The following is an 11,026-nucleotide window of genomic DNA, read 5'->3' on the forward strand; positions in this document are numbered from 1 at the left end:
GCGGCCGGGTCGGAGGAGCCGGCCGCCGCCAGCACCACGCCGGTCCTGGCCCGGACGGCGGGTGAGCCGACCGCCAGGCCGGCCTCGGCGAGGCGGCGGTCCAGGGCGGCGAGCAGCAGGGGCGAGGGGCCGAGGACGTCCGCCACCGGCAGCCCGGAGCCGGCGGCGCGCAGCGCGGCGGGGATGTCGTGCTTGGCGTGGAACGCCCGGTTGAGCAGCAGCGGCACCGCCACCGCGTCCGCGCCCGCCAGCCGTCCGATCACCTGGGGGATCCGCGGCGCGCAGTGGTCCAGGTAGGCGGTGGCGACCTCGGTGCCTGGCCGCTGGGCCCGCACCTCCTCCACGAGCGCGGCCACCGTCGCGGCGTGGCGCGGGTCGCGGCTGCCGTGGGCGATCAGGAGGAGGGCGGACATCAGCGGTGCCTCACTTGCTCGCGGCCAGCAGGCCGCGGTTGCGCAGCGCCCGGCGCTCGACCGGGGTGAAGACCAGCAGTTCGATGGCGATGCCGACGAACAGGATGAGGATGATGCCGAGCAGCACGCCGGACATGTCGGAGAACTCGCGCGAGTCCTCCAGGAACCGGCCCAGGCCCCGTCCGAGGTCGGGGGAGGAGGCGACGAGTTCGGCGGCCATCAGGGAGCGCCAGGAGAACGCCCAGCCCTGCTTGAGGCCGGCCAGGTAGCCGGGCAGCGCCGCCGGGATGAGGACGTGGCGGGCTCCGTTGAGGCCGGTCGCGCCGAGGGTGCGGCCGGCCCGCAGGAACAGCGGCGGGACCTGGTCGATGCCGGCGACGAGGCCGTTGGCGACGGAGGGGACGGCGCCGAGCAGGATGACCGCGTACATCATCGAGTCGTTGATGCCCAGCCAGATGACGGCGGCGGGCACCCAGGCGACCGAGGGCAGTGACTGGAGGCCCTGGAGGACCGGGCCGATGGCGGCGCGCACCGGCCGGACGCGGGCGACCACCAGACCGATCGGGGTGCCGATGACGACGGCGAGCAGGAAGCCGGACAGGCCGCGCCAGACGCTGGTCCAGATGATCGTGAGCAGGGTGCCCTGGTACCAGAGGTCCTGGGCGGAGCGCCAGACGTCGGCCGGGCTGGGCAGCTTGTACGACGAGGTGATGTGCAGGCTGTAGGCGCCCTGCCACAGCGCGATGACGACCAGGACGCCGAGCAGCGGCGGCAGCGCCTTGGACCGCAGGGCCTCGCCGAGCGGTCTGCGGTGTGCGGTGACGGCGTCCAGGGCGTCGAGTCCGGCGCCGACGGAAGCGGAGTCCCCGGTGCCGTCGGTACCGTCGGCGGGCTTGGTGAGCGTGGTCTCAGTGCTGGACATGGCGACGGATCTCCCCACGCAGTTCTTCGGTGATCTCGATGGACAGGTCGGCGACGCCGGCGGACTCGATCCGGCGCGGCTGGGGCAGGTCGATGTGCCACTCGCGGGCGACCCGCCCGGGCCGGGAGGAGAGCAGGACGACGCGCTCGGCCAGGCGGACGGCCTCGCGGACGTTGTGGGTGACGAACAGGACGGTCAGCTGCCGTTCGGCCCAGATCCGGGTGATCTCGTCGTGCAGCACGTCGCGGGTGATGGCGTCGAGGGCGGCGAAGGGCTCGTCCATCAGCAGCACCTTGCTGCCCTGGGCGAGCGCGCGGGCCATCGCGACGCGCTGGCGCATGCCGCCGGACAGCTCGTGCACCCGCTTGCCGTACGAGCCGTTCAGCCGGACGAGTTCGAGCAGCCGCTCGGCCTCGGGGCGGCGCTCGGGGCGGGCCACGCCGGCCAGCTTGAGGGCGAGTTCGATGTTCTTGCCCGCGGTGAGCCAGGGGAACAGGGCGTGTTCCTGGAACATCAGGGCGGGGCGGCCGCCGGGCACCTCGATGGTGCCGCCGGTCGGCTGGTCGAGGCCGGCGACCAGGTTGAGCAGGGTCGACTTGCCGCAGCCGGAGGCGCCGAGCAGGGTGACGAACTCTCCGGGGGCGACGTCGAGGGTGATGTCGTCCAGGACGTGGGTCTGGGAGCCGGGGCGGCCGAAGGACTTGTGCACGTGCGAGAGCCGGACGGCGGGCGCGCCGGCGGGGGCACCGGCGGCGCCCTGTTCGGTGGTCAGTGCCGGAGTCATCCGGGCACCTCCTGCGTGAGTGGTCATGGGCCCCTCCCGCCCGGTGGCGGGCGCGGAGGGAAAGGTCTGCGAGGCGGGGCCGTGGTCCGGGCCCCGCCCGCCCGGTGGGCATCGATCGGGGATCGACCGGGCGGGTCGGGGCCGGACCGCGGAGTCGGGGGGCGGGCGGCCGGGCCGCGGGCGGCACCCGGGCCGCCCGGCCGGGGCTACTTGGCGCCGAGTCCGGCGTCCGCGACGGCGGGCCGGCCCTGGGCCGCGAGGACCTTGTTCAGCAGGGTGAGGTCGTAGATGCCCTTCAGGCTGGGCTTCTTGAGGAGCCCGGCGGTCACGGCGTGGTCGGCCTCGGCCTGGAGGGTGCCGGCCAGCGGGTCGTCGAGGAAGTCGATGTCCGCCCAGGCCGGGTCGAGGATGGCCGGCTCCAGGGAGTTGCCGGCCTCCTTCTTGATCGCCTCGTTCGCGTCGGCCTTGGCCTTCTCGGAGTTGTCCTTGATGAAGGCGTTGGTCTTCACCGAGCCGCGCAGCACGGCCTCCACCACGTCCGGGTGCTCCTTGAGGAACTTCTGCGAGACGATGATGTTGGTGATCACGAACTTCTTGTCCGGCCAGACGTCCTTCTCGTTGAGCAGGACCTTCGCGCCGAGCGTGACCAGCTTGGAGGCGGTGGGCTCGGGCACCCAGGCGCCGTCGATGGAGCCCTGCCGGAAGGCGTCGGGGGTGACCTTGTTGTCAGTGCGCACCACCGAGACGTCGCCGGCGCCGGAGGCCGCGTCGACCTTGTAGCCCTTCTCGGCGAGGTAGTTGAGCAGCGCGACGTCCTGGGTGTTGCCGAGCTGCGGGGTGGCGATCTTCTTGCCCCTGAGGTCGTCCAGCGAGGTGATCTTCTCCGGGTTGACCACGAGCTTGACGCCGCCGGAGGCCGAACCGCCGATGATCTTCAGGGACTGGCCGTCGGACTTGGTGTAGCCGTTGATCGCGGGGGAGGGGCCGATCCAGCCGATGTCGATGGAGCCGGCGTTGAGCGCCTCGATCTCCGCCGGGCCCGCGTTGAAGACCTGGGTCTTGACCTGGGTGGAGCCCAGCTCCTTCTGGAATATGCCTTCCTGGAGGCCGACCAGCGGGGTGCCGTGGGTCAGGTTGGCGAAGTAGCCGATCTTCACGGTGTCCGCGGACAGCTTCACCCCGGAATCCCCGGCGGTGGTCGCGGCGTTGTTCGCACCGGAGGGCTTGTCGGCCTTGGAGCCGTAGCCGCAGGCCGACAGCAGGGCCACCGCGGTCAGGCCGGCGACGGCGGCCGCGGCGGAGCGTCTGATCCGCCCGGCGTCGGGGCGGGAGAGGGTATGCGAAGGTGCCGGGTTCGGTGCCATGGAGGAGTCCTGTTCGCGGACGGACCGTCAGGAGGCGGTCTCGGGCGGAAGGTGCGGAAGGTGGTGCGCGCGGCAGCGGTGTGCCGGGGCAAGCCGGGCGGCTGTGGGGGGAGACAGCCCGGTGACAGGGCGTTCTCAGCCCTGTCGGCCCACACATCGGGTCAGGCCGCCCTGGCCGCTGCCGAGGACGCCGCTGCCGATGCGGCCGCCTTCCTTGTCCATGCCCGAGAACGCCTCGCTGGGCATCAGACCCAGTCCTCCTCGTCGGGTGCTCCGGTGGTGCGTACGGTCGTGAAGGCCTCGCCCGCCATGCCGGCGGTGAGGGTGGTGCCGTCGGCCGGGTCGATCAGCAGGAATGATCCGGTGCGGCGGTTGTCGGTGTAGTCGTCGAGGGCCAGCGGCTCGGCGGTGCGCAGTACCACGTGGCCGATGTCGTTGACGTTCAGGCCGTCGGTGCCGGAGCGTTGCTCCAGTGTGTCGATGTCGATGCGGTAGGAGATCTTCTTGACGAGCGCGCGCACCGTACGGGTGGTGTGCTTGAGCAGCACCTTGTCCCCGGCGCGCAGTGGCCGTTCGTTGAGGTGGCTGACGGTCGCTTCGATGTCCTTGGCCGGCACGGGGGCCGGGCCGGTGGCGATGAGGTCGCCGCGGGAGACGTCGATGTCGTCGGTGAGCCGGACGGTCACCGACTGGGGGGCCCGGGCGACGTCGGTCTCGCGGCCGAGCGCGTCGATCCCGGCCACCGTGGTGGTGTGGCCCGAGGGCAGCACGGTGACGGCGTCCCCGACGCGCAGCACGCCGGAGGCCAGCTGGCCGGCGTAGCCGCGGTAGTCGGGGTGTTCCTCGGTCTGCGGGCGGATCACGTACTGGACCGGGAAGCGGGCCGGCACGGCGTCGGGGTCGCTGCCGACCGGGACGGTCTCCAGGTGTTCCAGCAGGGTCGGGCCGCCGTACCAGTCCATGTGTGCGGACGGTTCGACCACGTTGTCCCCGGCCAGTGCCGAGATCGGGACGGCCAGCACGTCGGTGACGCCGAGCGAGGCGGCGTAGCCGGTGAACTCCTCGGCGATCGCGGCGAAGACGGGCTCGGCGTAGTCGACCAGGTCCATCTTGTTGACGGCCAGCACCACGTGCGGCACCCGCAGCAGGGCGGCGACCGCGACGTGCCGGCGGGTCTGCTCGACCACGCCGTGGCGGGCGTCGACGAGGACGACGGCGAGCTCGGCGGTGGACGCGCCGGTCACCATGTTGCGGGTGTACTGCACGTGCCCGGGGGTGTCGGCGAGGATGAACCGGCGCCGGGGGGTGGCGAAGTAGCGGTACGCCACGTCGATGGTGATGCCCTGCTCGCGCTCGGCGCGCAGGCCGTCGGTGAGCAGTGCGAGGTCGGGTGTCTCCTGGCCGCGGCTGCGGGAGGCGTGCTCGACGGCCTCCAGCTGGTCGGCGAGCACCGACTTGGAGTCGTGCAGCAGCCGGCCGACCAGGGTGGACTTGCCGTCGTCGACGGAGCCGGCGGTGGCGAAGCGCAGCAGCGAGGTGGCGGTGGCTTCCCGGATGGTGCTGGTCATGTTAGAAGTACCCCTCGCGCTTGCGGTCTTCCATCGCGGCCTCGGACAGCTTGTCGTCGGCGCGGGTCGCGCCGCGCTCGGTGAGGCGGCTGGCGGCGATCTCGGCGATCACGGCCTCGATGGTGGTGGCGTCGGAGTCGACGGCTCCGGTGCAGGACATGTCCCCGACGGTGCGGTAGCGGATCAGCCGCCGCTCGAGCGGCTCGCCGTCCTTGGGGCCGCCCCACTCGCCGGCGGTCAGCCACATGCCGCTGCGGGCGAAGACGTCCCGCTCGTGGGCGTAGTAGATCTCCGGCAGCTCGATGCCCTCGCGCTCGATGTACTGCCACACGTCCAGCTCGGTCCAGTTGGACAGCGGGAAGACCCGCACGTGCTCGCCGACCGCGTGCCGGCCGTTGTAGAGCGACCACAGCTCGGGGCGCTGGCGGCGCGGGTCCCAGGCGCCGAACTCGTCACGCAGCGAGAAGACGCGCTCCTTGGCGCGGGCCTTCTCCTCGTCCCTGCGGCCGCCGCCGAACACCGCGTCGAAGCGGTTCTTCTCGATGGCGTCCAGCAGCGGCACGGTCTGCAGCGGGTTACGGGTGCCGTCCGGGCGCTCGCGCAGCACCCCGCGGTCGATGAAGTCCTGGACGTGGGCGACGTGCAGGCGCAGGCTGTGCTGCTCGGCGACGCGGTCGCGGTAGGCGATGACCTCGGGGAAGTTGTGCCCGGTGTCGACGTGCAGCAGCGAGAACGGCACCGCGGCGGGGTGGAAGGCCTTGAGTGCCAGGTGCAGCATGACGATGGAGTCCTTGCCGCCGGAGAACAGGATCACCGGGCGCTCGAACTCCCCCGCGACCTCGCGGAAGATGTGCACCGACTCGGCCTCCAGCGCGTCCAGGTGGGACAGCGCGAAGGGGCTCCGCGCGTTCTGGCCGGGAGTGTCGGTACGGCCCGGGCTGTCGGTCGCGGTGGTCATGCGAGGCCCCTCTCGGTCAGGAAGGCGTGCAGCTCGGCGGTGGAGTCGGCCACCTCGCGGCCCTGCGTCAGGACCCGCAGCTCCGGGTTCTCCGGTGCCTCGTACGGGTCGTCGACGCCGGTCAGTCCGGAGATCTCCCCGGCGGCCTGCTTGGCGTAGAGGCCCTTGACGTCGCGTTCGGCGCACAGCTCGACCGGGGTGGCGACGTGCACCTCCAGGAACTCCGTACCGTTCGCGGCGTGCCGCTCGCGCACGGCGGCGCGGGAGGCCGCGAACGGGGCGATCACCGGGGCGAGCACCTTGACGCCGTTGGCGGCGAGCTTCTCGGCGACGAAGCCGATCCGGGTGACGTTGGTGTGGCGGTCCTCGCGGGAGAAGCCCAGCCCCCTGGAGAGGAACTCGCGGATCTCGTCGCCGTCCAGGACCTCGACCTTGTGGCCCTCGGAGCGCAGCCGCTCGGCCAGCGCGAAGGCCAGCGTGGTCTTGCCGGCGCTGGGCAGCCCGGTCAGCCACACGGTGGCGCCGCGCTCGCAGGGGGCGGCCGGGAGGGCCGCCTCTGCGGCTCCGTCGGCGGCCGGGGTGTGAACTGTCACGGGAACTTCCTCACACGGTAGTTGACGATATGTCAGAAACGGATGACGGGTCAGAGGTGGATGCCGCACTCGATCTTGCCGGAGCCGGACCAGCGGCCGGCCCTGGCGTCCTCGCCCTCGGCGGGCTTGCGGGTGCAGGACAGCGGGGAGCAGCCGATCGAGGTGTAGCCCTCCCACAGCAGCGGGTTGGTCAGCACGCCGTTGGCGGCGACGTAGGCGTCCACGTCCTCCTGCGTCCACCGGGCGATCGGGGCGATCTTGACCTTGCGGCGCTTCGGGTCCCAGGACACCACCGGGGTGTCCGCCCGGGTCGGCGACTCGTCGCGGCGCAGCCCGGTCGCCCAGGCGTCGTAGCCGGCCAGGCCCCGGTTGAGCGGCTCGACCTTGCGCAGCGCGCAGCACAGGTCCGGGTCGCGGTCGTGCAGGTCCGGCCCGTGCTCGGCGTCCTGCTCGGCCACCGTCCTCAGCGGGGTGAGCGTGATGACGTTGACCGGCATGGTCGCGGCCACCGCGTCCCGCGTCCCGATGGTCTCCGGGAAGTGGTAGCCGGTGTCCAGGAACACCACGTCCACGCCGGGGAGCGTCGAGGAGGCCAGGTGGGCGACGACCGCGTCCTCCATCGAGGAGGTGACGCAGAGCCGCCGGCCGAAGGTGTCCGCCGCCCAGGCCAGGATCTCCTGCGCGGTGGCCTCCTCCAGCTCGCGGCCGGCCCGCAGGGCTGTCGCCTCGTAGTCAGTCACGGTGCTGCTCATGTGACGTACCCCCGTGGTTGGTCGGTGACAGCAGGCCGAGGAACTTCAACTGGAAGGCGCGGCGGCAGCCGTGGCATTCCCAGGCGCCGTGTCCGGTCTCGGAGGGGCGCAGGTCCTCGTCCCCGCAGTAGGGGCAGAAGAACGGTGCGGCGCGCTCACTCATCGCCCACCTCGCTGCGCTCGGCGTCCGCTTCGCGAGCAATGCCCTGCCTGATCGGTTCTCCCCCGGCCTCCGGCCGGGGGACCCCCACGCTGCGCTCGTTCACGAAAGCTGCTCCTCACTCGCCCGGGCCGCCCACTGGGCGAAGCGCTCGCCCTCGGTGCGGTCGGCCTGGTAGTGGGTCAGCACCCGCTCGACGTAGTCGGGCAGGCCCTCGCTGGTGACCTTGAGGCCGCGGACCTTGCGGCCGAAGCCGGCCTCCAGGCCGAGCGCGCCGCCGAGGTGCACCTGGTAGCCCTCGACCTGGTTGCCGTGCTCGTCGGTGACCAGCTGGCCCTTGAGGCCGATGTCGGCGACCTGGATGCGGGCGCAGGCGTTCGGGCAGCCGTTGATGTTGATGGTCAGCGGCTCGGCGAACTCCGGCAGGCGCCGCTCCAGTTCGTCGATCAGGGTGCGGCCGCGCTCCTTGGTCTCGACGATGGCGAGCTTGCAGTACTCGATGCCGGTGCAGGCCATGGTGCCGCGGCGGAACGGCGAGGGGGTGACCCGCAGGTCGAGCGCCTCCAGGCCGGCCACGACAGACTCGACGTGCTCCTCGGCGATGTCGAGGATCAGCATCTTCTGCTCGGCGGTGGTGCGCACCCGGTCGCTGCCGTGGGCGGCGGCGAGGTCGGCGATGCGGCCGAGGAGCGTGCCGTCGACCCGGCCGACGCGCGGGGCGAAGCCGACGTAGAACCGGCCGTCCTGCTGGCGGTGGACGCCGACGTGGTCGCGCCAGCGGGCGGCGGGTTCGGCCGGGGCGGGGCCGTCGACCAGCTGGTACTTGAGGTACTCGTCCTCCAGCACCCGGCGGAACTTCTCCACGCCCCAGTCGGCGACCAGGAACTTCAGTCGGGCGCGGTTGCGCAGGCGCCGGTAGCCGTAGTCGCGGAAGATGCCGATGACCCCGCCGTAGACGTCCGGCACCTCGTCGAGCGGGACCCACGCGCCAAGCCGCACGCCGAGCTTGGGGTTGGTGGACAGGCCGCCGCCGACCCACAGGTCGAAGCCGGGGCCGTGCTCGGGGTGGACCACGCCGACGAAGGAGACGTCGTTGATCTCGTGTGCGACGTCCAGCAGCGGGGAGCCGGAGACGGCGCTCTTGAACTTGCGCGGCAGGTTGGAGAAGTCCGGGTTGCCGATGAAGCGGCGCTGGATCTCCTCGATGGCGGGGGTGCCGTCGATGATCTCGTCCTCGGCGATGCCGGCCACCGGGGAGCCGAGGATGACGCGCGGGGTGTCGCCGCAGGCCTCGGTGGTGGACAGGCCGACGGCCTCCAGCTTCTGCCAGATCGCGGGGACGTCCTCGATCCGGATCCAGTGGTACTGGATGTTCTGGCGGTCGGTCAGGTCGGCGGTGCCGCGCGCGTACTGCTCGGAGACCTCGGCGACCGCCCGCAGCTGGGGGACGGTCAGCCGGCCGCCGTCGATGCGCACCCGGAGCATGAAGAACTCGGCGTCCAGCTCGTGCGGGTCCAGGATCGCGGTCTTGCCGCCGTCGATGCCCTCCTTGCGCTGGGTGTAGAGACCCCACCAGCGCATCCGGCCGCGCAGGTCGGCGGGGTCGATCGAGTCGAAGCCCCGCTGCGCGTAGATCGTCTCAATACGTGTCCGCACATTGAGACCGTCGTCGTCCTTCTTGAACTGCTCGTTGGCGTTCAGAGGGGTGTGGTGGCCCATGCCCCACTGACCCTCGCCGCGGTGACGGGTCGCCTTGCGGGCCGCGGCGGGCCGGCGCTCGGCGGCGCGGTCGGCCGGGGGCTCGGCAGTCTCGGGGGAGGTGGCCATGGTGAAGTCCTTCTGGGCAGATGGCGCTGGCGCGGGATGGGTCGCGGGGCGTGCTCGGCCGTGCGGTGCTGCTCTGACCTGCGGATTCTCAAGGCCTCAAGGGCAGTGACCGGGACCGGGCGGGCGCCTGCGCATCCGCTTCGGCGGGGATGGCGGGAAGATCGGCGCCGGGTGCGGTGGTACGGCGGAGGGGGAGCTCAGGACACCGGACAGATGGCGCTGGACACGCGAAGGAGATCGACGTGGAGTCGACCTACTAGGGTGGTTCCGGCGCTACGCATGGCAAGAGATTCGCACGGCGCGGGACTCGCGGTCCACTAACATCCGGATACTGGACGCTGATGTTTCGTCATGTGGGACAGTCGGAGGTTCCCGCCGCTCCACGGCCGGACGCCCGGCCACGCGCCCGCACCCCGGGGAGATCAACCGCGGCCCCCCGGCCCGATACGGTTGGCCCTGTGCAAGCAGCAGGCGATACGAGCAGAACGAACGCCGAGCGGCCCTCCCGACGCCGGGGCAAGGGCTCCCGGCGCGCGGCCAAACAGGCCACCTGGCACCGCACGGCGTGGGACCTGGTGAAGGACACCACCAACACCTGCGTCGAGTACCGGGTCACCGGGCTCGCCGCGGAGGCGGCCTTCTTCACCCTGCTGTCGATCCCACCGCTGCTGCTCGGCCTGGCCGGCACCCTCGGGTACCTCGACCAGTTCCTCGGCGCGGAGACCATCGACCGGCTCAAGCACGACATCGTCTCGGCCTCCGGGACGGTGCTGTCGGACTCCTCCGTCAACGACGTCGTGGTCCCGCTGCTGAACCAGGTGTTCGACACCGCCCGGCCCGACCTCGTCTCGATCGGCTTCCTGCTGTCCCTCTGGTCGGGCTCCAGGGCGCTCTACATCTTCATCGACACCATCACCGTCATGTACGGGCTCGACGGCAAGCGGGGCATCGTCAAGACCCGGCTGATGTCGCTCGGCCTCTACTTCGGCGCCCTGGTGATCGGCTCGCTGGTGCTGCCGCTGCTGACGACCGGGCCCGGGCTGGTGGAGAACGCCGTGCCCGGCATCGCCGGGCTGGTCGGCGCCCTCTACTGGCCGGTCGCGATCGTGCTGCTGATCGTCTCGCTGACCACCCTCTACCACCTGGCCGTCCCGGTCTCGACCCCGTGGCGCGAGGACATCCCCGGCGCCCTGGTCGCCCTGGTGGTGCTGGTCTTCTGCAGCGTCGGCCTGCGGCTCTACCTGGTCAGCTCGATCGAGGGCCCCTCCGTCTCGGTGTACGGCTCGCTGGCGGCGCCGGTGGCCGTCCTGCTGTGGATCTTCGTGGTGGCGCTCGCGGTCCTCATCGGCGCCGCGATGAACGCCGCGATAGACCGCCGCTGGCCCACCCTGGAGACCGCCGACGCGCGCGCCGAGAACGAGCGCGCCCAGGAGGAGGCGGCCGCCGCGGTGGTCCGCGAGGTCGCCGCCCGGCGGGCCGTCGAACGGGCCCGGCGCGCCCGCGAACTCGGGCTCGCCGAGGGCGTAGAGGAGGAGTGGGGCGAGGACGAGGGCGAGGACGCCGACGTGCCCTCCGAGTACCCGGAGCGGTGGGCCGACGTGCTGGCCGCCGACAACGTGCGCGGGCGTCTCACCGCGCGCGGCGGGCCGCACCACCGGCCCACCCCGCCGCCGCCGGACAGCGAC

General features: G+C 72.1%; 12 protein-coding genes. 1 reads left to right on the forward strand and 11 read right to left on the reverse strand.

The annotated features are described in order from the left end of the window. The 11 genes from BU198_RS10990 to BU198_RS44220 all read right to left on the reverse strand — a co-directional run. A partial coding sequence (locus BU198_RS10990; protein WP_188296654.1) for a sirohydrochlorin chelatase occupies nucleotides 1–413 on the reverse strand: 413 nt, incomplete at its 3' end. A gap of 10 nt (nucleotides 414–423) precedes the next feature. Then, nucleotides 424–1,335, reverse strand: a complete 912-nt coding sequence (locus tag BU198_RS10995; RefSeq protein ID WP_188296655.1) for an ABC transporter permease — start codon at nucleotides 1,333–1,335, stop codon at nucleotides 424–426. Continuing rightward, entirely contained in the window at nucleotides 1,322–2,119 is a 798-nt protein-coding gene (locus tag BU198_RS11000; protein ID WP_188296656.1) for an ABC transporter ATP-binding protein, read from the reverse strand. The genes BU198_RS10995 and BU198_RS11000 overlap by 14 nt, the downstream gene beginning before the upstream one ends. Nucleotides 2,120–2,325: 206 nt before the next feature. Further along, complete coding sequence (locus BU198_RS11005) at nucleotides 2,326–3,483, reverse strand: aliphatic sulfonate ABC transporter substrate-binding protein (RefSeq protein ID WP_188296657.1); 1,158 nt, start codon at nucleotides 3,481–3,483, stop codon at nucleotides 2,326–2,328. 245 nt (nucleotides 3,484–3,728) lie between these two features. After that, nucleotides 3,729–5,051 carry a sulfate adenylyltransferase subunit 1 gene (locus BU198_RS11015; protein WP_188296659.1) on the reverse strand — a complete coding sequence of 441 codons (1,323 nt, stop codon included), beginning with the start codon at nucleotides 5,049–5,051 and terminating at the stop codon, nucleotides 3,729–3,731. Nucleotide 5,052: 1 nt separating this feature from the next. Then, nucleotides 5,053–6,009, reverse strand: a complete 957-nt coding sequence (cysD, locus tag BU198_RS11020; RefSeq protein ID WP_188296660.1) for a sulfate adenylyltransferase subunit CysD — start codon at nucleotides 6,007–6,009, stop codon at nucleotides 5,053–5,055. Continuing rightward, nucleotides 6,006–6,602, reverse strand: coding sequence for an adenylyl-sulfate kinase (gene cysC / locus BU198_RS11025; protein ID WP_317620061.1), 597 nt, complete (start codon nucleotides 6,600–6,602; stop codon nucleotides 6,006–6,008). Before cysC ends, cysD begins: the two co-directional genes overlap by 4 nt. A gap of 50 nt (nucleotides 6,603–6,652) precedes the next feature. Beyond that, entirely contained in the window at nucleotides 6,653–7,354 is a 702-nt protein-coding gene (locus tag BU198_RS11030; RefSeq protein WP_188296661.1) for a phosphoadenylyl-sulfate reductase, read from the reverse strand. Next, a complete protein-coding gene (locus tag BU198_RS11035; RefSeq protein WP_188296662.1) occupies nucleotides 7,335–7,517 on the reverse strand; it encodes a hypothetical protein in 183 nt (60 codons plus the stop codon). The genes BU198_RS11030 and BU198_RS11035 overlap by 20 nt, the downstream gene beginning before the upstream one ends. Nucleotides 7,518–7,616: 99 nt before the next feature. Beyond that, a complete protein-coding gene (locus tag BU198_RS11040) occupies nucleotides 7,617–9,341 on the reverse strand; it encodes a nitrite/sulfite reductase (protein ID WP_188296663.1) in 1,725 nt (574 codons plus the stop codon). A 197-nt stretch (nucleotides 9,342–9,538) separates the two neighbouring features. Beyond that, nucleotides 9,539–9,622 (reverse strand): putative leader peptide, encoded by an 84-nt coding sequence (locus tag BU198_RS44220; RefSeq protein ID WP_401079798.1) that lies wholly within the window; start codon nucleotides 9,620–9,622, stop codon nucleotides 9,539–9,541. Between the two features lie 177 nt (nucleotides 9,623–9,799). Here BU198_RS44220 and BU198_RS11045 point away from each other — a divergent pair. Beyond that, nucleotides 9,800–11,026: YihY/virulence factor BrkB family protein (locus BU198_RS11045; RefSeq protein WP_317620062.1), on the forward strand; the 1,227-nt coding region annotated here is incomplete at its 3' end.

The sequence above is a fragment of the Streptomyces sp. CBMA156 genome, from assembly GCF_014596515.1.
Taxonomy (GTDB): Bacteria; Actinomycetota; Actinomycetes; order Streptomycetales; family Streptomycetaceae; genus Kitasatospora.